The following is a 20,113-nucleotide window of genomic DNA, read 5'->3' on the forward strand; positions in this document are numbered from 1 at the left end:
GCCCCGGTGACCGACGCCCCGCCCACCGTCAGCGAGGAAAGCGTCGGCACGGTCGTGCTGGCCGGTGCGATGAACCTCGCCATCGCGGTGGCGAAGGCCGTCGCGGGCCTGATCAGCGGATCCTCCGCGATGCTCTCCGAGGCCGCGCACTCCCTGGCCGACACCGCCACCGAGGTGTTCCTGTACGTGGCGCTGCGCCGCTCGGGCAAGCCCGCGAGCAGGCGCCACCCGCTGGGCTACGGGCGGGAGGCGTACTTCTGGGCCTTCATCGCCGCGGCCTTCACCTTCATCGCGGGTGGCGGCTTCTCCATCGGGCACGGCATCCAGGAGATGGGTTCCGACCACGAGCCCGGCGACTACGTCATCTCCTACGCGGTCCTCGCGATCTCCTTCGTGCTGGAGACGATCTCGCTGATCAGGGGGATCCGGCAGACCCGCGACGAGGCGCGGCGGTGGCGGACGGGCATGCGCCGTTTCCTCAAGCTGACGCCGGACACCTCGCTGAAGGCCGTCGTCCTCGAAGACAGCGCGGCCCTCGCGGGCCTCGTCATCGCCGCGGCCGGGCTCGCGCTGACCGAGATCACCGGCAGCCCGGTCTACGACGGTGCCGCCTCCGTCGTCATCGGGCTCATGCTCATCGGCGTCGCCGTGACGCTCGCCGTGGCGAACATGTCGCTGCTGGTCGGCCAGACGGTTCCGGCGAGCCTGCGGAAGATGATCATCGGCGAGCTGGAGGCGCTGCCGGAGGTCGAGGGCGTGCGCGAACTCGTCGCGGTGCACCTCGGCCCGGCCGAGGTCCTGGTCGCGGCGAAGGTCGACTTCGTCGACTCGGTGACCGCCGGGCGCGTCGAGCGGGCCGCCGACGCCGCCGAGAAGCGGTTGCGGGCGCGGTATCCGTCGATCACGTACCTCTTCCTGGATCCGACGCCGGGCCCGGCCGCTAAGGAGACGGGCGCCGCCTCCCCGGACTGAAGCGGCGGCGGGACGCGGACGAGGACTTCGAGGGCGAGCACGATCAGCGTCACCCACACCGCGGTCCAGATCACGCCCGGAGCGCTCGGCCTGCCCACGAGGAGCAGGATCACGACGCCGCCGAGCACGACGGCGACCTGGGCGGGCCGGTACCAGCGGGCGAGCGCCTGTCCGGCGCGGCCGAGGGGCGGCCACAGGTGGCCGAGCGAGCGAGCGAGCCATTCGCAGCCGTGGACGACGGCTCCGCGCAGCGCGGCGGCGGGACGGCTCGGCCCGGCCAGGAACGCGGCGACGACCCAGATGGCGGCGGCGACGAGCAGAGCCTTGAAGGCGTCGGCGAGCGGTCCGACGACCTGGTCGTAGACGACGGCGGCGGCGTCGGGTGAGACGCCGTCGGGCAGGTGGTTCAGGTAGAAGGTGCGGGCGGCGGGGAGGGTGACGACGAGTATCGCCGCCCAGATCAGCAGCATGATTCCGGCGATGAGGATCGCGGTGCGACGTTTGGGCGCGGCGGCCACGGCGGCGATGAAGAGGATGAGCACGAGCCAGGGCAGCCAGGTGGCGAGCGTGTCGAGGAGTTTCGTCAGGCGCTGCGCCTTGGCGAGGTCGGGCGAGTCGAAGACGGTGAACTGGATCGACACGGCGGGAACTTTCCCGGCGAGGGCGAAGCCGCCGTCGACGAGCCGCTGTTTGACGACTTCGAGGAAGGCGCCGAGGTCGACCGAGACGGTGGTGCCGCTGGTGGCGACGAGCTTGGTGTCCTGGCCGGTGAGGACGGCGTCGAGCTGGGTGTGGGCGACGCGGTTGGCGTCGGCCCAGGCCTGGGCGAAGGCGTCGGAGGCGACGATCTGGCTCACCTTGGTGCCGATGAAGCCCTCGATGGCGTCGGCGACGGTGCCGACGAGGGAGTCGAGGACCTTGGGCGCGCCGATGCGTTCGAGGGCGGCGACGGTCTGGTCGGTGATGCCGTCGAAGTCGACGGCGTTGACGATCTCGGTGGTGAGCCGGTTGGAGACGGCCGTCTGCACGGCCGGGTCCTTCGCGAGGGGCGCGACGGTGGCGACGTAGGTGTCGGTGTCGAGAAGTTCATGACGGACGAAGACGGCGACCATCGCGACTCCGGCGAGGAGTGTCGCGACGACGAGCAGCACCGTCGCCCCGAGCCAGCGGCCGCCGTCGCGCCAACGCCGGCCCGCGCCTCCGCCACCGGTCGTACGCAGGCGCTCGACCTCCAGGCGCAGCGCGTCGAGTTCCTCGTCGCGCCCGCCGGAGGGCGCGGCGGCGGTCATGACCCGTTCCGACGGCTCGCACCATATGTCTTCATCGCCCTATTTTGCAGGCGGCGTAGTCAGGGACTCACGCGTTCGCGCAAACAGGGCGCGGACGGTTCCGCGGGGGTGACATGACGTAGGTCACGTGATAGAAGTGCTGCACATCACAGAATCCTGTCCAGCCCCTCGTATTGGAGTCACGGTCTTGACCACCCGGCAACCGACGCCCCGCTCCGATCGCAGCCCTTGGAACTGGCTGCTGATCGTGCCCGTGGTGCTACCCCTGCTGACGTTCCTGTTCAACAGCGACGAACCCCGGCTCTTCGGATTCCCCTTGTTCTACTGGCTCCAGCTGGCGTTCATCGCCGTCGGCGTCGCCACCACCACCCTCGTCTACCAGATGACGAAGAAGAAGGGGGGTGAGTGACGATGCAGTGGACCGAGATCATCATCTTCGGCATCCTGTTCCTTGGCGTGTCCGGAATGGGCTTCGTCGCCGCCCGCTGGCGTCGCCCGAAGGACATGGAGCACCTCGACGAGTGGGGTCTGGGCGGCCGGAACTTCGGCGGCTGGATCACCTGGTTCCTCATCGGCGGCGACCTCTACACCGCTTACACCTTCGTGGCCGTCCCCGCGCTCGTCTTCGGCGCGGGTGCGATGGGCTTCTTCGCCGTCCCGTACACGGTGGTCATCTACCCGATGCTGTTCCTGGTGCTGATCCGGCTGTGGTCGGTCTCGCACAAGCACGGCTTCGTGACCCCCGCCGACTTCGTGCGGGCACGGTTCGGCTCGCCGACCCTGGCGCTGATCATCGCCATCACCGGCATCGTCGCGACGATGCCGTACATCGCGCTGCAACTCGTCGGGATCGAGGCGGTCCTGAAGTCGATGGGCGTGTCCGGGCACTGGCCGATCCTGGTGGCCTTCGCGATCCTCGCGGCGTACACCTACCAGTCGGGCCTGCGCGCTCCGGCGCTGATCGCCTTCGTCAAGGACGTGCTGATCTACATCGTCATCCTGGCCGCGGTCATCTACATCCCGATGGAACTCGGCGGCTGGGGAGTCGTGTTCTCCGACGCCGCCGCGAAGTTCGACGCCACGGCCAACCCCGGCGACGGGATCCTGCTCAACGCCAACAACCAGCTCCAGTACGCGACCCTCGCGCTCGGTTCGGCGCTGGCGCTGTTCCTGTACCCGCACTCGGTCACCGGCGTGCTCGCCAGCAAGAACCGCGGTGTCATCAAGCGCAACATGTCGGCGCTCCCGGCGTACTCGCTGCTGCTCGGCCTGATCGCGCTGCTCGGCTTCATGGCCATCTCGGCCGAGATCACGCCCATCGGCACCGACATGAACACCGTCGTGCCGAACCTCTTCGACAAGATGTTCCCCGACTGGTTCACCGGCGTCGCCTTCGCCGCGATCGGGATCGGCGCGCTCGTGCCCGCCGCGATCATGTCGATCGCCGCGTCGAACCTGTTCACCCGCAACATCTACAAGGAGTACCTGAAGAAGGACGCCAGCCCCGCGCAGGAGGCGAAGATCAGCAAGATCGTCTCGCTGGTCGTGAAGGTCGGCGCGGTCCTGTGCATCCTGCTGCTGGACCCGTCGTTCTCCATCGACCTCCAGCTCATCGGCGGCGTGATCATCCTGCAGACCCTCCCGTCGGTCGGCATCGGCCTGTACACGCGCTGGTTCCACCGGGGCGCGCTCATCACCGGCTGGGTGGCCGGCATGGGCATGGGCCTGTGGATGCTCTACAACATCAGCGCGCCCGCCACGGCGACGAAGGCCGCCAAACCGCACTGGGCCGGCTCGAACTTCCCCCTGGAGAAGTTCGGCCTCGACACGAAGATGACGATCTACGTCGGACTCGTCGCGGTCCTCGTCAACGTGGTCGTGACGGTCCTCGCGACCTTCGTCCTCAAGGCGATGAAGACCACGGACGGCGCCGACGCCACCGCCCGCGACGACTACTTCGTCGACGAGGGCGACAAGGACGTGGACACCACCGACCCCGAGAAGGAGCCGGTGTCGTCGACCTGACGCGTCGAACGAACCGACGGCGGCGGCCCGGATTCCGGGCCGCCGCCGCGACCCCGGGGGCGGGGTGCGATGGGGCGGGCCGCCGGGCCCGCCCCACGCGTGTGTGGGCGGGTTCGCGCGTGCCGCCGTCCCGCACCGCCTAATCTCGAAGCCGTCCGGGTAGCCGCACATCCGAAGGAGTCCACATGGCCACGGTCCGCAAAGCACGCACCCTCTGGGAAGGCGACCTCGCCGGCGGCAAGGGCGTCGTCAACTTCGAGTCCTCCAATCTCCCGCCGACCGACGTCACGTGGGCCGCGCGCTCGCAGGAGGCCAACGGCAAGACCAGCCCCGAAGAGCTCATCGCCGCCGCGCACTCGTCGTGCTTCTCGATGGCGCTGTCGGCCGGGCTCGGCAAGGCCGGCACGCCGCCGGAGAGCCTGGAGACCAGCGCCGAGGTGACCTTCGTGCCGGGCACGGGCATCACCGGGATCCACCTGACCGTCGTCGGGCGGGTCCCCGGAATGAGCGAAGAGGACTTCGTCGCCGCCGCCGAGGGCGCCAAGACCGGCTGCCCCGTCAGCCAGGCCCTCACCGGCACCACGATCACGCTGACGGCCAGCCTCGCCTGAGGAACCTCGCACGGGACACGGCTCACGCGCTACCGTCGGCTGACGGAGGTGGCACGTGAGCCGTTCCTATGTGGTCACCGGTGGCGGACGCGGAGTCGGGCGCGCCATCGTGGAGAGACTGGCTTCCGACAGCAACGCCGACGGCGGCCACGTCGTCGTCCTCGAACGCGACCCCGCGGCCCTCGACTGGCTCGGCCGCCACCCCCTCCGCGAGCGCGTGTCGGCGCTGACCGGCAGCGCCGGCGACGAGTCGGTGTGCGAGCGCGCGGTGGAGCTGGCGGCTTCGGCGGGCGTGTTCACGGGATGGGTCAACAACGCCGCGGTGTTCCGCGACGCGTCGGTCCACAGTGCTCCCGCCGCGGAGATCCTCGCGCTGGTCAACGCGAACCTGGGGCCCGCGGTGGTGGGCGCGGCGGTCGCGGTCCGGGGTTTCCTCGCGCGCGGCGACGGCGGCGCGATCGTCAACGTCTCCTCCCACCAGGCCCAGCGAGCCGTCCCCGGCTGCCTGCCGTACGTCACCGCGAAGGCCGCGATCGAGGGCATGACGCGGGCGCTGGCCGTGGAGTACGGGCCACACGGGATCCGGGTCAACACCGTCGCGCTGGGGTCGATCGCGACCGAGCGGTACCAGGCGTTCCTGGACGAGTCCTCGGCCGCCGACCGGGCCCGCACGGCCGAGGAGATGCGCCGCCTGCACCCGCTGGGCCGCGTCGGGGAACCCGCCGAGGCCGCCGACGCCGTCGCCTACCTGCTGTCGCCGGACGCGAGCTTCGTCAACGGCGTGACGCTGGCCGTCGACGGTGGACGCGCGGCACTGGGCGCCGACCCCGAAGCGCACTAGACTTTCGGCGCCCGCAGACTCTTGATCAGAATGGCGACCCCATGCTCTTCACCAATGTCGTGCTCATCGCCGCCGGAGTCACCAGCACGCTGATCACGGGGCTGTTCTTCGGTTTCTCGACGGCCGTCAACGGCGCCTTGAACAAGCTGACCGACCGCGAGTACCTGCGCGCGATGCAGTCGATCAACCGCGTGATCCTCAACCCGGTGTTCATGCTGTGCTTCGTGGGCTCGCCGGTCCTGCTGATCCTGTCGGTGGTCCTGCACTTCGACGACACCGATTCGGCGCGCTTCTGGTTCCTGGCGGCGGCCGCCGCGATCTACACCGTCGGACTGTTCTTCGTCACGATCGGCGCGAACGTGCCGCTCAACAACCGCCTGGAGGCCACCGACGTCGAGTCCCTCGACGACGCGGGCCTCGCCGAGGCGCGCGGCTGGTTCGAGAAGCCGTGGAACGCCCGGCACGCCGTGCGGACCGTCGCCGGTGTCATCGCCTCGATCCTGACCTTCTGGGCCCTGCTCGTATGAGCACGGGAACCGACCGGCGCGCCCTCGCCGCCGCCGGTGTCACGGTCCTGCTGTGGTCGTCGGCCTTCGTGGCGATCCGCGGCGCCGGGGAGTACTTCAGTCCCGGCGCGCTCGCCCTGGGAAGGCTGGCCTCGGGCGCGATCGTGCTGATGGCGATCGTGCTGATCCGCCGGGCCGGGGTGCCGCCGAAGGCGGCGTGGCCGGGGATCGCCGTGTCGGGCGTGTTCTGGTTCGGCGTGTACATGGTGGCGCTGAACTGGGGCGAGCAGCAGGTCGACGCGGGGACCGCGGCGATGGTCGTCAACGTCGGGCCGGTCCTGATCGCGTTGCTGAGCGGCTGGCTGCTCAAGGAGGGTTTCCCGCCCAAACTGATGGCGGGGATGGCGGTTTCCTTCGCGGGGGCGGTCGTCGTCGGCATCTCGATGTCGAGCGGTGGGAAGGCGACGATCCTCGGGGTCGGGCTGTGCCTGGTCGCGGCGGCGACGTGGGCCGTCGGCGTCGTGGCGCAGAAGCCGGCGCTACGGCACGCGTCGGCGCTGCAGGTGACGGCCTACGGGTGCCTGATCGGGGCCGTGGCGTGCCTGCCGTTCGCCGGGCAGCTCGTCGGCGAGGTCGCGAAGGCGCCGCTGTCGGCGACGCTGAACATGGTCTACCTGGGCGTCTTCCCGACTGCGGTGGCTTTCACGACCTGGGCGTACGCGCTGGCGCGGACGACGGCCGGGAAGATGGGCGCGACGACCTACGTCGTGCCGGCCGTGGTCGTCGTGATGTCGTGGATCGCGCTGCGTGAGGTGCCGGGCTGGCTCACCCTCGCCGGCGGCGTGCTGTGCCTGGCCGGCGTCGCCGTCTCGCGCGCGAAGAAGCGGGAGACGATCACGGTGGACGCGACGGTCTAACCTCGCGGGATGGTGGACTGCGACCTGCCCGACTGCGGGGACTGTGGCGACTGCGGCAACGGCTGCGACTGGTCGAGCAACGGTAGGAAGAAGAAAAAGAACAAGCACCGCCCCGACGCCCCGCACCCCGACTGGCAGCCCCGCAAACGCGGCGGCGGCCCGGTCCACAGGTTCATGGAGACGATCGCCCTCGACCGCTTCCCCGAACGCGTGAAGGCGATGCACTGGTGGTCGGCCCCGCGCTGGTTCGGGATCGCGGCGATCAGGGGATACCAGCGCTGGCTGTCGCCGCGACTGCCGTTCCACTGCCGCTTCCGGCCCTCATGCAGCCAGTACGGGCTCGACGCCGTCCGCGCGTACGGCCTCGTACGCGGCACACGCCTCGCGGCGGGCCGGATCCTGCGCTGCAACGGGACGGTCAGGCGGGGGACGGTGGACCGGGTGCCGGTGGGGGTGGTGGGGGTTTAGGGGGTGAACTTCGTGGGGGCGAAGGCACGAAGCGCGGCGACGACCTCGGCGCGATCGGCCTTGAGGTTGTTCAGCGAGACGACGGCGACGCGGTCGAGCTTGGGGATGTAGCGCGGGCCGGTGTTGCCGACGTCGGTCCGCGGGAAGGCCGCCGCGCCTGAACACGCGACGGTGATATGCGGAATCGCGCCCACGTTATGTACGGCGACGTCCTGCACGCACTCCCAAGGGAACCAGGCGGTCTTCTTGCGCCCGAAGAACTGGATGCCCTGCTCCCCCATCTCCAGGCGGATCGGCGAGCGGGCGCTCTGCAGCGCACCGAACGCGGCCGTGCACACGAGGACCGCCAATACCGCCAGGACCACGCGTGCCCACACCGCGATGTCGGCGAGGAACGCGGCGAGCCCGAGGCCCGGCACCGCGAAGACCGCCACGACGGTCATGGCCACGGCGAATCCGTGGTTCTCGCTGAATGCGGCCGAAGGCCCGGCGTTGGCCCGGTCACCGCGTTCGACGTCCCAGGAAGGAGCAGCGGGCGCACCTGTCGAGACCACCGGCGTGTCACTGGAGGGACTCGCCCACGGGCGTGGCGCGAGGGTATGGGGCTCAGGGGGCGCTGGTGCGGTCGCGACGGTGATCGACGGCCGCGAGGCAGGAACCGGCGCGTCCAGGACCTCGGGCACATGGACCTGGATGACGGTGTGCGCCGATCGCGCGGCGCTGTCGTCACGAACGGTCAGCAGCAGCCGGTCGCCGTCAATGAACCCCCGGAAGACGATCTCGCGCCCAAAGCGCAGGACCTGGGTGAACCGCCGGTCCGCGAAGTCGCCGACGGCCAGGACCAGAACGTCGTCATCGTCGCGTCCAACCACGACGACACGGCCGTCCCCCAGGGACCTGACCCGTTCGAGCGACAGCTCGGTGGACACGTCTCCCTCCGCCGAGTGCCACAGGTGCCGGCCACGGACGCCGAGCACGTCCTCACCGTCCCAGCACAGGTCGGTGAATCCGGGACCCGCGACGGTGACCGCGTGCTCGACCTGTTCGGCCAGTGACGGGCCCATGTCGAGCAGGCGGTAGCCACCGTCGCCGTCGGTCAGCGCCTGCAGACCGGCGCCCGTCCGGCGCAGCCGTACCACGTCACCAAGCCCGCCACCGACCGCCACCGGACCGCCGCTCACGCCGACCCGTGCGACGCCCGCACCCCTGGCGACGTGCGCCGTCCCGTCGGCGCCACCGAGCAGATCCCGGAAGGGCCCGGCGAGCGCGATCCGGCGGGTGAGCGCCGTCGTAGCCGGGTCGGCTTCGAAGACGCCGCCGTCGGTGGCAAGGAGCAGCGAGCTGCCGCTTCCCGCCGCGACGCAGAGACTCCGCGTTGCGCGAACCGTCAACACGGTATCGGCCTTCGCGCCCGCGAGCGGCGTGGCGAGGGTGTCGGTGAGCGCGTCACCGAAGTCGATGGCAGGCTCATCCGCACCACCGGCCAGGAGGACATCGACCGGCGTATAGGGGTCGCCGTGGAAGGCCGCGCGGTCGTGGACCGCGTGGAACAGCTCCTCGGCGGAGGTGATGCCGCTGAGGATCGCCTCGAAGTGGGATCGGTCGAGGAGGAGGGTCTCCAGCCTCTGCCCGTCTTTGAGGTCGGCCAGCGCGTCGGGCGTGTAGCCGGACATGGACAGGAAGACGCCCGACACTCCGTTCAGGCGCTGCTGCACGCGCTTGTGCAGCTTCGCCAGAGGGCCGGTGTCGACCTTCCCCGCCAGCCATTTCGCCTCCAGCAGGTGGCGCTGGTTCACGCCTGAAGTGAAGACCACGTCGATCTCGCCTCGCCCGCGCTGGGACGCGCGTGCCGTCAAGCCCCATGCCTTGAAGGTCTCGGCGATGAAATGGTCGAAACGCTGTCCCCGCGTCTGCGTGGTGTGTCCGACGAGCCGTTCTAAGCGCCCGTACTCTTCGAGCAGCCGCCGCTGCGACGCGATGTCATGCATCCACCAAGTCTGGAACGCGGGACCACGGTGCCTCATCGTCCGACCGGCTCATCCATCATCCCGGTACCTCGCCTCCATGCACCTCCTCCTCGCCCGCCTCCGCGCTCTTCTTCCCGCCAGCTGGCGGCTACCGCCCGGGGCGAGCCCGGTGCCGGGATCCCGGTCGGCCTGGCGCATCTGTACCGCTTGTCGTGGGCGCCGCGGCTCAGGGACGCGCGTTTCCTAGACGGCGACGAACTCGCGTCGCCGGAGGAGGTCGCCGACGACTTCAGCGAGTGGGGGCTGCGCGTCGACGGGCGGTGGGCGCGGGTGGCGACGACGGCGCAGCCGAGCGCGTACGAGAACATGCGCGGCGGCGAGATCGCCGTCCACAGCGCCGACAACCTCAAGGAGGGCCGTCTGCGCCTACGGACGCTCGCGCCGGACATGGAGTCCTTCCTGACACCGAGGTCGTCCTCGGCACCCGCTATCCGCTGCTGGGCTTCGATCCCGCCGTGGAGGAGCTGTCACCCGACGACTGGACGCCGTTCCTGATCTACGCCGGACTCGTCGACCCCGCCGAGGCCGCGGCGCTACGCGAGAAGTGGCGGTCGAGGCCCGAACCGGCGACGACGGTCGCGCCGCTCCCCCGCAAGGCCCTGTCGCCGAGAAGCTGCGTCGGCTCGGCAGGATCGGGGCGAAGGTGCTCGTGTCGTCGGGCGCGCTCGGCGGCTGGGACCTCGACCTCCTGGGCTTCGGCGTCACTAAGGGCGGCGAACCGCGCCGGATCACCGACGTCACAACGGCTCTGCGGCGCCTGCGGCGCCTCACCGGCACCGCGCACCTCAGCACGCTGTTCCCGTTCAACGAGACCGAGACGATCGCCGCGACCGCGGACCTGGGCACCGCCTTCGCCCACACGGGCCTCGACCCGGACGGGGCGGCGAACTGGTTCGCCGTCGGCCGGTACCACCAACGCGCGGCGCTGCTCCCCCTGCACCGCCAGAGCGGCGCCGTCGCAGGCCTCGAACCCGTGCCCGCCCACCGGCCGCGACCGCTGCACGACGACGTCGTCGCGTTCGTCGGCGAGTTCGGACTCGGCCCGCGTCAGCGCGAACTCGCCTTCGACGCCGCCGACTCCGCGCACGCCGAAGCTGCCGAGCGGTGGCTGGCCTTCCTGGCAGCCTGCGGGCTCTGACGGCTACAACCCCCACTCCTCCACGACCTCAGCCGCCTCGCCCGTCGTGCTCAGCGGCGGGTCGGCCGTCGGGCGGTCGACGGCGAAGTACTCGTCGAAGGTCGAACTGCGCTCGTGCGACATGAGCGCGATCGTCGCGTCCCACGTGCCGCCGTCGGGGCCGGCCCAGAGGTCGAGGAGGGCGCCGGCGACGCGGCCCTGGACGGCGTCACCGGTGTCCCAGCTGGCGTCGGGGTCGATGGCGACGGCGTTGCCGTCCTCGTGGACGAAGCGGCGATCGCCGAGGGTGTAGGCGGCGAGGGCGTCGGGGAAGCCCTCGACCCAGGCGCACGTCGGCGAACTGCGCGACTCGACGAAGTGGACCTGGCAGTTGTCGGCCTCGGGCAGCCAGTGGCCGTACAGCTCCCACTGGAACCAGTGCCCCGCCTCGTGCAGCACGACGTGCTCCGAGTCGGGCATGTCCCCGGCGAGGATCACCGCGTCGGTGCCGCCCTGGTCGAAGTAGCCCGCGTCGTCCGACGGCGCCGGCCCCCACACGACCGTCAGCCGCTCGCACTGGCGGGTCCAGCACGACGAGGTGCCGGCCCGCTTCGCATAGAGCAGGCCGAGAGTGTCGATGATGTGCCACGCGCTCGCCATCTTCTTCGGCACCTCGACGACCCCGACATCGCGGCGCCCGACGACGTCGGTGACCGTCGCGGAGTCGAAGGTGTGGCGCGCCCGCTTCGTGCGGTCGGTGACGACCTCCGACAGATCGCCCGACGCCGAGGGGAAACGCAACCGCATGTCGGCGTACGACGACTCGCCGCCGCACGCGACGAAGGTCCCGTCGGCGTCGGTCCGGCCGGTCGCCAGCTGCGAGGTGCCGCTCCACAACTCCCAGTCGGCGGCCGACGCCGTCTCGGTCGCCCACGGCTTCTCCGGCCCGGCCTCGGCGTCGCGATGCTCGAACTTCAGGACCCCGGCGAGACACGCCGGGTCGGCCGCGGGCTTCCGCGCGCACGCCGCACCGGCCGGGAAGAGCAGCGCGAGGGCCAACGCGGCCGCCATCGCCGACGGCCTGCGACGGCGGCGCGGCATGGCGGACTCCTCTCGGCTACTGAGGACAGTTGATCAAGGAGTCGGGGGTCGGGGAGGGGAAACGGCGACAGATTCGTGCTAGTCGACGGTGGACGCGAGAACCTTTCCCATCCGGCAGAGCCCGTCGATGTCGGTGACCACGATCCGCCGGTAGCCGGTGCCGACCTGCCCGGCTGAACGCAGGGTTCGCAGCGCGCGCTGGACCGTGATGTCGGAGACCCCGATGAGGGTCGCCAGCTCCGGCTGGGTCAGCTCGATGCCGATCTCGATGCCGTCGGCGGTACGGGTCCCGTAGGTCACCGCCATTTCGACCAGGACCCGGGCGAGCCGTGTGGCCGCCGAGTACGTGGAGGCGTCAACCCGCCGCTGGTTCGCCCAGCGCAGCCGGTCGGCGACCATCCCGGCCAGCTGGACCGCGGCACCCGGGTGCTCCCCGAGGAACCTACGCAGCTGTGCCTCGGGCACGATGCGGACGACCGCGACACCGCACGCGGTGACGGTCGCCGACCGTGGTCGTCCGTTGAGGACCGCCATCTCCCCGAGCAGATCTCCCGGCACCCTGATCGCCAGGAGTGACTCGCGCCCGCCGGCGGTGGGCACCGAGATCTTCACGAAGCCCTGTTGGACCAGCAGCACGTGCATGTTCATCTCACCCGCGCGGATCAACACGTCCCGATCGGCCCGGCGCAGCGCGCCCAAGCCGAGCAGGTCACGACGGTCTCGTTCATCGAGCCGATACAGGTACGTTCCGACCGGCCACTTCTCCTGATACTCCACTGGGCCTCCGTGCTGGCGGTATTACACCGTGGCGCATCCGCACCGCCGTGAGTGACGGGAAGCCGACAGGTCAGTTCGCCAGCGCCGCGAGGAGACACCAGAGGAAGGCCGCGCCCGCGGCGAGGCCGAGCCAGGGGACCCCGCTTCGGATCCTGCGGTACTTGGCCGCGACAAGTCCGGTGGTGAGCACCGAGAGCCGGCGCAGTTCGTCCACAAGAGCCTCGCCGGAATCGTCATGACAACCGGAGCGATCGGCTCCGCGGCAGGCGGTCACCGCTGAGATGAACCGCCAGCCGGCCAGGGCGGTGCCGAGCGCGAAGGTCGACGCGAGAGCCAGTACCACGAGTGCTCCCCAGACTCCGAGGCTCCACAGCGTCGTGACGGGTGACTCGACGGTCCCGACCACCCCCGTGACCGAGGTCAAGACCGCGATCAAGGCGGTCGCGGACTGGTCCGCGCGCCTGAGTTCCGACCGGCTCGCCGCCATCGCCGCGAGGGAGACGGACAGAGCGTGCGCGGCTTCCGTGCTTCGGAGGACTGGATGCGTCATGGCCAAAGGACACCGCGAACGGGCCTGCCACACCACATCACCGGACGGGATCCGCCGAACCTGGTCATTTGACGTGGTCCGGGCCCCGTGTCGGGGCGTACACCGGACGTCGACCCGAAAACCGATAGGAGAAACCATGACCGCGTCGCGCTCGGCACACCGCAGGCTGCTCGTCACCGTCGACATGGAACGCTACAGCCGAAAGGACAACCGCTCGCAGTTCGAAGCCCAGCTGACTTTCCGGCGAGCGCTGGATTCGGCTCTCGCCGAGTACGGCGTGACCGTGCCCGAGTGGGACGTGCAGCGAGCCGGGGACAGTGTGCTGGCACTGCTCCGCGCGGAGATCATCGAGATCGCGACGATCGTCGGACCCGTATCGGCGCGGATCGACGAGTTGCTCAGGGAACACAACCGCGACCGCAACGATCTCGGGCGGGTGCGCCTTCGCATGGCCGTCCACGAAGGTGCCGTCCACCCGAACGGGCCGAACGGTGTTCCCGGCGACGCGGTCAACCTCGTCTGCCGTCTGCGGGATGCCCAGGTGCTGAAGAGGATCCTCAAGGCGTTCCCGGATGCGGCGCTGGCCCTCATGGTCTCGCCGCGCGTATACGACGACGTCGTACATCCCCAGTACTGCGGAATTCGACGTGACCGCTTCCGGAAGGTCGCGGTCGTTGACGACGAGCACGACCTTCGCACCGAGGGCTGGCTCAGCGTCGTCGGCGAGGATGTGAGCCGTCTCGTCGAGCCCTCGACACCCCCGGGCGCCGCAAGCCGCGAACCCGCGCCGGGCCGGTCGGTCCCACGCGCGACCTACTACGCCGAACGCGTCGACAACAACGGAGCCTTCGCGTTCGGGGAAGGCGCGCGGGCCTTCAACCACGGGACGGACGAGGCCGAACGATGACGAGCCCGCAGCCTCCCGCGCCCGCTCCGAAGGTGGAGAATCCGCCCCCGGACGAGGCGGAGTCGCCCAAGAGGCAACCGAAGACCGACGAACCACCTGCCAAGGACGAGCCGCGATCACCGGACGAGGAGGGGAAGTCCGGTGGCACGGACAAGAATAACGGCGAACCGGAGAAGAGCGAGCCACGCCGAAACGCGGAGGACGCCCGTGCACCCGGCCCGGACGAGCGGAGCATTCCCGAGAATCTGATCGAGGCGCTCCTCAACGCGACCGGGTACCGCGCCGACCGGATCAACTCCCACGGCCCCATGGCCTACGGCGAAGGCGCCACGGCGAACCAGTACTTCGGTGTGGAACGGCCCGACTTCCGTCTCGAACCACGCACCGAGGAAAGCGTGCGCGAGGAGCTGGACGCCTACGTCGCGGGTCCGAGCGACGAACTCCTCAACGAGCGCCTGCGCGATCAGCATCTCGTGTGCCTGCTCGGCGAGCCGCGCAGCGGCCGGACGCACGCCGCGCTCTCGGCGCTCGCCCAGCGCCATGGAGCGGGAGGGCTCGCCGACCTCATCGGTCCCGCGGACGCACCTCTCGCCGCCGCGACCCGGGAAGCGGACCTGCTCCGCCACGGTTGCGGCCACCTGCTCAGGCTGGAGGCGTCGAAACTCAGCCGACGGGAGCTCACCGACCTCGAAAGCATCGCCCGAACGCACAACGCGAGGGTCGTGGTGATCGCCGACCAGACCGGGCAGCACGGCGAACTGGCCCGGTTCGTGGTCGATCACATGTCTCCGGATCCGGCCGAAGTGTTCCAGGCGCATCTACGGCGCCTGCTCGTCCGGGACGGTAAATGCGCTCCCCGCTGCAGTTGCGCGACCGTTGAGTGCCCGGCGTTCTGTGTCGAGGCGTACGGCGTGTGGTGCCTCGACGATCAAGGGCTGCGGGCCGAGTTGTCGGCGATCCGCAACCCGCAGGAGGCCACGATGCTGGCATCGGCGGTCGCAACCAGGCGGATCGCCGACGACATCGGCCTGCGGGAGGTGACGGCCGGGCTGTCCACGCGTCGCGTCGACACGGCTCGAAGCCTGCTGGCGGCCACGTCGGAGACGGACCCGGTCAAGCGGCGATGGCTGCGAGCCTTCCGGATCGCCTACACGGTGCTCAGCGACTGTCCCCGCGTTGCCGTGATGGAGGCGGCCTCGGACCTCTTCCAGAAGATGAGACCGGTCGAGACCACCGCGGTGACGACGAATCCGGTGCTACCGGGGCAGGCTGCCGAGACGTCCCCCGAACAGCTTCCCGACATCACCTTCGACAAGCTGATCCCGCCGGACATGCGCGACCGGCACGACGGCGACGACGAGAACCGGACTCCGAGCACGAACCGCATCATGCCGGCGCTCCTCGATGTCGCCTGGAACGACTATCCGTCCTCGCCGCGGATCCTCACCTCCTGGCTCGATGAGCTGGTTCTCGATCGCAGCCCGAAGGTGCGGTCCCGGGCCGCGGTCGTCGCGGGCTATTTCTCCGGCTTCGACCGCGAGCTCATCTTCAGCGAACTGATCAGCGGCTGGGCGCGACACGACCGAGGCGGTGTCCGGCAGGCGGCGGCACTCACCTGCGTGTTCGCCATGGAGGACAAGCACCCCAAGCAGATCGTCACCGACCATGTCCGGCGGTGGAGCCGGAACACCTCCTCCCTGGTGCTCGACACCGTGGCCCGCGCGTACGCGGCCGGCCTCAGCGAACGGGTCTCCATGCGGAAGGCCCTGCAGGATCTGCGCCGGATCGCGTCAAAGGACTGGTACTGGTACAGCCCGATGGTCGGGCTAGCGATGAGGCGGCTGCTCAGCAAGGAGACCGCGCCGGTCCTGGTCGGCCAGTTGCTCGACTGGCTGCACGACGGCCTGGCCGTCACAACGGTCCACGCCGCGCGGACGATGGTCGAACTCGCCGAGCACAACACGCAGACCTCGCTGACCCCGTGGCCGACGGTGCTGAGGTGGAGCGGAGGCGACCGGGAGGACCTGAATCACATCGCCGAACTGTGGTGCAACGCCCTGCTGCTGCCGCCTTCGGCCTTCGCCGCCTGGCGGGCTCTCGAAGGATGGGTACACGCGGCCGGCTTCGATCCCGCCCTCGAAGAGATCGTCCTGGCGGTCGTCGGACGGCTCTGCGCCGTCGCGCCGCTTCGGGTGCGCATGCGCTTCCACCTCGAACGGGTGTGGTCTCAGCGTGAACCCCGGTACCCGACGGCCGTCAAGGTCGCAGAAATCCTCAAGGAGGCGGATCGGTGATACATCCCTGGAGATGGCTCACGAGGAAGGCCGCTCTGTTCGCCACCGCGTGGCGGGCGGCGAGCAGTCCCGTGGGCGTCCTCGGTGCGAGCCACACGGCGAACCTGCCCGGGTTCCTCTCGGCGAGCGCGCTCGGCAACGTCTTTCCGCTGCACGCGCGGGTGACGCTCACCTGGACGGCGAGCGGCCTCAGCGACGCGCGGCTGGCCGACGCCGCGAACGCGCATCAGGCGACCGTCCGGACCTTCGTCCAGCTGCAGCTCAGCGAGCTGGCCCGGGAACGGCATCCGCACCAGGCGCGTGAGCTCGAACTCGAACTGAACCAGGCACTGGAGAACGCGGTGCTCCAGTACCGATGGGGCGGTTGTGCCGTCTCGTGTCGTCCCGTCGCCCGGATCGTTCTCGATCCAAGGGTCCGGAACGCGTTGCGGCCTGCGGTGATCGACCGGATGACGGTCGAGTACCGCCACGATTCCGGCATGCGCCGGGCCGAGATGATCGACGACCACATCAGACGATGGTCCACACTCATCGGCGAACTGCGCGGGGACCCGCTTCTCGCCACCGCCGCGAGGCTGGCGTGGGGCGAGGACTTCCATCACGTGCTCAACGACATGACCGCCGAGCATGCCACCGAACTTCGGACGGTGAGTCAGCTACTCGGGAAGGCGATCAACGACTTCCCGCGCATGGGCATCGGCGGCTTCGAATGGGCCGAGACCTACGAGGAGAGTCTGCGCGCCCTGCTCAAGCAGACGCACGTTCAGCCGGTCGATGATTCGTGAGGCGGCGCGGCGCGTCCCACCCCACCCCTAACCCCTCCCCACCCCCCTCGTCCCCGACCGCCGCGACGGCGGAGCCGAAGGCCGCGACCTGTTCCAGCGCGCGGGTGCGCAGGTCTTCGCGGCCGAGGCGGCGCCAGGCGTGGGCGGCTTCGGTGAGGAGGGCCTGGGCTTCACCGTTGCGACCGAGGCGGGCGGCGGCCTCGCTGAGTTCGACGAGGCTGCGCGCGACGCCCGACTCCGACTTCATCCGGCGGTTGGTCTCCAGGGCCGCCGTCAGGGCGCGGTAGGCGTCCGCGAGGCGGCCGAGTTCCAGGTAGGCGCCACCGGCGAGGCGTTGTCCGACGGCGACACCGCGGTCGTCTCCGGCGCGCCGGCAGAGCGTCTGCATCCGCTGGGCGGCCTCCAGGGAGCCCCGGTGGTCCCCCAGTTCGCGCAGGCCGTGGTGCAACGCCATGCAGCATCCGGCCTGCCCGATGAGGTCGCCGTTGACGACGAACCACTCCGCGGCGATCCTGGCCTGCGCGCAGGCGTCCTCGGCGTACTTCGGCTGCCTGGCCATCGTGTTGGCCAGCGCCTGCCGTGAGAAGGCCGCGCAGTGCTCGTCGCCGACCTCCTCGAAACGTTCGAGGGACCGCCCGGCGAGGTCGTAGGCCAGGTCGATCCTGCCCTGGAAACCCGCCACATAGGTCTGCACGGACAGGCTGTGCGCGAGCCCGGCGGTGTCGCCGTGCGCGACGGCCAGGTCGTGGGCGGTGCGGCTGCGGTGCTCGGCGAGCTCCAGCCGGTCGGCGCTGTAGTCGGCCGCGGCCGCCAGGCACAGCGCCCGGATGCGCAGCACCGGCTCGGCTCGCGCGATGACCGGTTCGAGCGCGACGACCATCGCGTCCCACTCGGTGAACGCCGACCGCAGTTCGCAGTACGCGCTGGCGTATTCGGCGAGGGCCACGGCGTCGGCGTCGCGCCCCAGCCGGACCGCCTGCTCGACGAGGCCGGGCAGCACGTGCCGTTCGGCGTCGAACCAGGGCAGCGCGGTGGGGTCGTCCTCCCTGCCGACGTGCACGCCGAGCCGCCGGATCGGCAGCGCCGCCGCCGCGGAGCGGGCGCGGCGCACCCAGTCGGCGAGCATGTCGGCGACGACGGCGTCGCCCGCCGGTTCGGTGCGGCGCACAAAGAGCCTGACCAGGTCGTGGAGGGTGTAGCGGCGCCGCCCGTCGGCGCCGGTGCCGGCGGCTTCGAGCCAGTGCCGGCCGGTCAGCGAGTCGAGGCGGTCGGTCGCCTCGGCTTCCGCGGGCGGGTCGCCGGAGATGAGACCGCCGACGGCGGCCGCGCTGAAGCTCGACACGTCGAGCGCGGCCATGACCCCGAGCACCCGCCGGTCCGGTTCGGACAGTTCGGCCCAGCTCACCGCGAGGCTCGTCCGCACGCTCATCGCGGGCACGGACAGCTCGTCGAGGCGGCGGCGCTGGTCGTACAGGCGATCGCGCAGCTCGCTCAGGGTCCGCGGCGGGTAGCCGCTCGCCTTCGCGGCGACGACCCGCAGGGCGAGGGGAAGGTATCCGCACAGGTCGGCGACCTCCGCGGCGACGCCGGGCGGGTGCTCGGCGCCTTCGGCGATCAGCTGGATCGCGGCGTCGGGGGTGAGGACGTCGAGGTGGACGGAGGACGCGTCGGTGAGTCCGCTCAGCCACTCGCGCGCGGTCATCATCACCGCGCTCCCGGGCGTGCCCGGAAGCAGTGGCCGCACCTGTGTCTCGCTCACGGCGTTGTCGAGCACGACCAGCATCCGCCGGTCGGCCATCACCGACCGGTAGAGCGCCGAACGCTCGTCGACGTCCTCGGGCAGGCTCGCCGAGGGCACTCCGAGCGCCCGCAGGAAGCGGCCGAGCGCGTCGAGCGGCAGGACCGGGCGGGTGTCGGCGGAGCGCAGGTCGATCCACAGCTGCCCGTCGGGGAATCGCGGGCGGAGCCGGTGCGCGACGCTGAGCGCCAGGGCGGTCTTGCCGACGCCGGCCATGCCGTGGACGACGCAGACCGGCATCCGGCCGGTCTCGGTCAGTGTCGCGGTCACCTCGGCGGTCACCCGGTCCCGGCCGCGCAGCACCGGCGGGGGCGGCAGCTGGGCGGGCGCGACGACGGCCGCCGCGTGGCCGGGGTCGGTGCCCGCGGCGACGTCGGCGAGCTCGGGATCCGCGGCGAGCATGCGCTGGTGCAGGCTCTGCAGTTCGGCACCGGGTTCCACACCGAGTTCGTCGACGAAACGCGCGCGGGTGTCGCGGAAGACGGTGAGCGCGTCGGCGCGCCGACCGCTGCGGTACAGGGCGAGCATGCGCAGTCGCCAGAGCCCTTCCCGGAAGGGATGCCGCTCGGTGAGGACCTGCAGTTCACCCGCGAGCAGGGCGTACCGGCCGCAGGCGAGGTCGGCCTCGATCCGCAGCTCCAGCGCGGCCAGCCGCTGCTCCTCCAGCCGCGCCGCCGCCGACTGGACCGCCGCGGTCGCGGGCACGTCGGCGAAGGCCGGGCCGCGCCACCAGGCGAGGGCCTCGTGCAGCCGGACCGACGCGGTCCTGGCGTCGCCGGAGACCAGCGCCTCCCGGCCGGCCGCGACCGCGTCGGTGAACCGGTGCGCGTCGATCATCGAGGGTTCGAGCAGTAACTGGTAGCCGGGCGCGCGGGTGACGAGCATCCGCCCGTCGACGTCGCCGATGGCGCGGCGCAGCCGGGCGATCTGGCCGTGCACCTGGTTGGCGACCGTCTTCGGCGGGACGTCGCCCCAGAGTTCGTGGGCGATCTGGTCGGTCGGCACGATATGGCCGACGTCGATCAGCAGGGTCGCCAGCAGCGCCCGGGATTTCGCCGTGCCGACCGAGACCCACCGTGTCGTGTCGAAGACTTCGAGGGGACCGAGAACACGGAACTTCACGCGGCG

General features: G+C 70.7%; 18 protein-coding genes. 13 read left to right on the forward strand and 5 right to left on the reverse strand.

Annotation, left to right across the window (positions count from 1 at the left end):
* Nucleotides 1–6: 6 nt before the first annotated feature.
* The 8 genes from HNR73_RS03620 (at nucleotide 7) to yidD (ending at nucleotide 7,629) form a co-directional block, all read left to right on the forward strand.
* Nucleotides 7–972 carry a cation diffusion facilitator family transporter gene (locus HNR73_RS03620; protein WP_239122009.1) on the forward strand — a complete coding sequence of 322 codons (966 nt, stop codon included), beginning with the start codon at nucleotides 7–9 and terminating at the stop codon, nucleotides 970–972.
* Nucleotides 973–2,448: 1,476 nt separating this feature from the next.
* Nucleotides 2,449–2,670 (forward strand): DUF3311 domain-containing protein, encoded by a 222-nt coding sequence (locus HNR73_RS03625; protein ID WP_184785829.1) that lies wholly within the window; start codon nucleotides 2,449–2,451, stop codon nucleotides 2,668–2,670.
* 2 nt (nucleotides 2,671–2,672) lie between these two features.
* Nucleotides 2,673–4,286 carry a monocarboxylate uptake permease MctP gene (gene mctP / locus HNR73_RS03630; protein ID WP_184786297.1) on the forward strand — a complete coding sequence of 538 codons (1,614 nt, stop codon included), beginning with the start codon at nucleotides 2,673–2,675 and terminating at the stop codon, nucleotides 4,284–4,286.
* 185 nt (nucleotides 4,287–4,471) lie between these two features.
* On the forward strand, nucleotides 4,472–4,897 hold the full coding sequence (locus HNR73_RS03635) for an OsmC family protein (protein WP_184785830.1): 426 nt from the start codon (nucleotides 4,472–4,474) through the stop codon (nucleotides 4,895–4,897).
* A 55-nt stretch (nucleotides 4,898–4,952) separates the two neighbouring features.
* A complete protein-coding gene (locus HNR73_RS03640; protein WP_184785831.1) occupies nucleotides 4,953–5,738 on the forward strand; it encodes an SDR family NAD(P)-dependent oxidoreductase in 786 nt (261 codons plus the stop codon).
* A gap of 41 nt (nucleotides 5,739–5,779) precedes the next feature.
* Nucleotides 5,780–6,265: an anthrone oxygenase family protein gene (locus HNR73_RS03645; protein ID WP_184785832.1), complete on the forward strand. Its 486-nt coding sequence runs from the start codon at nucleotides 5,780–5,782 to the stop codon at nucleotides 6,263–6,265.
* Nucleotides 6,262–7,161 carry a DMT family transporter gene (locus HNR73_RS03650; protein WP_184785833.1) on the forward strand — a complete coding sequence of 300 codons (900 nt, stop codon included), beginning with the start codon at nucleotides 6,262–6,264 and terminating at the stop codon, nucleotides 7,159–7,161. Before HNR73_RS03645 ends, HNR73_RS03650 begins: the two co-directional genes overlap by 4 nt.
* Nucleotides 7,162–7,170: 9 nt before the next feature.
* Complete coding sequence (gene yidD, locus HNR73_RS39445) at nucleotides 7,171–7,629, forward strand: membrane protein insertion efficiency factor YidD (protein WP_239122010.1); 459 nt, start codon at nucleotides 7,171–7,173, stop codon at nucleotides 7,627–7,629.
* Here the strand turns inward: yidD and HNR73_RS03660 are convergent.
* Complete coding sequence (locus tag HNR73_RS03660) at nucleotides 7,626–9,617, reverse strand: restriction endonuclease (RefSeq protein ID WP_184785834.1); 1,992 nt, start codon at nucleotides 9,615–9,617, stop codon at nucleotides 7,626–7,628. The two genes, yidD and HNR73_RS03660, sit on opposite strands and share 4 nt — an antisense overlap.
* A 186-nt stretch (nucleotides 9,618–9,803) precedes the next feature.
* Here HNR73_RS03660 and HNR73_RS03665 point away from each other — a divergent pair, with 186 nt between their 5' ends.
* Nucleotides 9,804–10,151 carry a hypothetical protein gene (locus HNR73_RS03665; protein ID WP_184785835.1) on the forward strand — a complete coding sequence of 116 codons (348 nt, stop codon included), beginning with the start codon at nucleotides 9,804–9,806 and terminating at the stop codon, nucleotides 10,149–10,151.
* Nucleotides 10,152–10,200: 49 nt separating this feature from the next.
* Nucleotides 10,201–10,794: a hypothetical protein gene (locus HNR73_RS03670; RefSeq protein ID WP_184785836.1), complete on the forward strand. Its 594-nt coding sequence runs from the start codon at nucleotides 10,201–10,203 to the stop codon at nucleotides 10,792–10,794.
* Between the two features lie 3 nt (nucleotides 10,795–10,797).
* Here the strand turns inward: HNR73_RS03670 and HNR73_RS03675 are convergent, their stop codons facing one another.
* From HNR73_RS03675 to HNR73_RS03685, 3 genes are all read right to left on the reverse strand, one after another.
* A complete protein-coding gene (locus HNR73_RS03675) occupies nucleotides 10,798–11,874 on the reverse strand; it encodes a metalloprotease (RefSeq protein ID WP_184785837.1) in 1,077 nt (358 codons plus the stop codon).
* Nucleotides 11,875–11,952: 78 nt separating this feature from the next.
* Nucleotides 11,953–12,651: a Crp/Fnr family transcriptional regulator gene (locus HNR73_RS03680; protein WP_184785838.1), complete on the reverse strand. Its 699-nt coding sequence runs from the start codon at nucleotides 12,649–12,651 to the stop codon at nucleotides 11,953–11,955.
* 70 nt (nucleotides 12,652–12,721) lie between these two features.
* Nucleotides 12,722–13,201, reverse strand: a complete 480-nt coding sequence (locus HNR73_RS03685; protein WP_184785839.1) for a hypothetical protein — start codon at nucleotides 13,199–13,201, stop codon at nucleotides 12,722–12,724.
* Between the two features lie 136 nt (nucleotides 13,202–13,337).
* Here HNR73_RS03685 and HNR73_RS03690 point away from each other — a divergent pair, with 136 nt between their 5' ends.
* Genes HNR73_RS03690 through HNR73_RS03700 form a run of 3 tightly spaced genes read left to right on the forward strand, consistent with a single transcriptional unit; the run spans nucleotide 13,338 to nucleotide 17,187 of the window.
* The gene (locus HNR73_RS03690) at nucleotides 13,338–14,108 is read left to right on the forward strand and encodes a nucleotidyl cyclase domain-containing protein (protein WP_184785840.1); all 771 of its coding nucleotides are present in this window, start codon (nucleotides 13,338–13,340) and stop codon (nucleotides 14,106–14,108) included.
* Nucleotides 14,105–16,402 (forward strand): hypothetical protein, encoded by a 2,298-nt coding sequence (locus HNR73_RS03695; protein ID WP_184785841.1) that lies wholly within the window; start codon nucleotides 14,105–14,107, stop codon nucleotides 16,400–16,402. Before HNR73_RS03690 ends, HNR73_RS03695 begins: the two co-directional genes overlap by 4 nt.
* A complete protein-coding gene (locus HNR73_RS03700) occupies nucleotides 16,399–17,187 on the forward strand; it encodes a hypothetical protein (RefSeq protein WP_184785842.1) in 789 nt (262 codons plus the stop codon). The genes HNR73_RS03695 and HNR73_RS03700 overlap by 4 nt, the downstream gene beginning before the upstream one ends.
* On the opposite strand, the gene HNR73_RS03705 is transcribed toward HNR73_RS03700, so the two are convergent.
* On the reverse strand, nucleotides 17,150–20,107 hold the full coding sequence (locus HNR73_RS03705; RefSeq protein WP_184785843.1) for an AfsR/SARP family transcriptional regulator: 2,958 nt from the start codon (nucleotides 20,105–20,107) through the stop codon (nucleotides 17,150–17,152). The two genes, HNR73_RS03700 and HNR73_RS03705, sit on opposite strands and share 38 nt — an antisense overlap.
* Nucleotides 20,108–20,113 lie beyond the last annotated feature (6 nt).

Origin of the sequence: Phytomonospora endophytica, from assembly GCF_014202425.1 — a bacterium.
Lineage (GTDB): Bacteria > Actinomycetota > Actinomycetes > Mycobacteriales > Micromonosporaceae > Phytomonospora > Phytomonospora endophytica.

Excerpts from the sequence above, each read along its gene's own strand:
- mctP (WP_184786297.1), top strand. The coding sequence starts at position 2,673 with ATGCAGTGGACCGAGATCATCATCTTCGGCATCCTGTTCCTTGGCGTG.
- HNR73_RS03635 (WP_184785830.1), top strand. The coding sequence starts at position 4,472 with ATGGCCACGGTCCGCAAAGCACGCACCCTCTGGGAAGGCGACCTCGCC.
- HNR73_RS03645 (WP_184785832.1), top strand. The coding sequence starts at position 5,780 with ATGCTCTTCACCAATGTCGTGCTCATCGCCGCCGGAGTCACCAGCACG.
- HNR73_RS03650 (WP_184785833.1), top strand. The coding sequence starts at position 6,262 with ATGAGCACGGGAACCGACCGGCGCGCCCTCGCCGCCGCCGGTGTCACG.
- yidD (WP_239122010.1), top strand. The coding sequence starts at position 7,171 with ATGGTGGACTGCGACCTGCCCGACTGCGGGGACTGTGGCGACTGCGGC.
- HNR73_RS03660 (WP_184785834.1), bottom strand. The coding sequence starts at position 9,617 with ATGCATGACATCGCGTCGCAGCGGCGGCTGCTCGAAGAGTACGGGCGC.
- HNR73_RS03675 (WP_184785837.1), bottom strand. The coding sequence starts at position 11,874 with ATGCCGCGCCGCCGTCGCAGGCCGTCGGCGATGGCGGCCGCGTTGGCC.
- HNR73_RS03685 (WP_184785839.1), bottom strand. The coding sequence starts at position 13,201 with ATGACGCATCCAGTCCTCCGAAGCACGGAAGCCGCGCACGCTCTGTCC.
- HNR73_RS03690 (WP_184785840.1), top strand. The coding sequence starts at position 13,338 with ATGACCGCGTCGCGCTCGGCACACCGCAGGCTGCTCGTCACCGTCGAC.
- HNR73_RS03695 (WP_184785841.1), top strand. The coding sequence starts at position 14,105 with ATGACGAGCCCGCAGCCTCCCGCGCCCGCTCCGAAGGTGGAGAATCCG.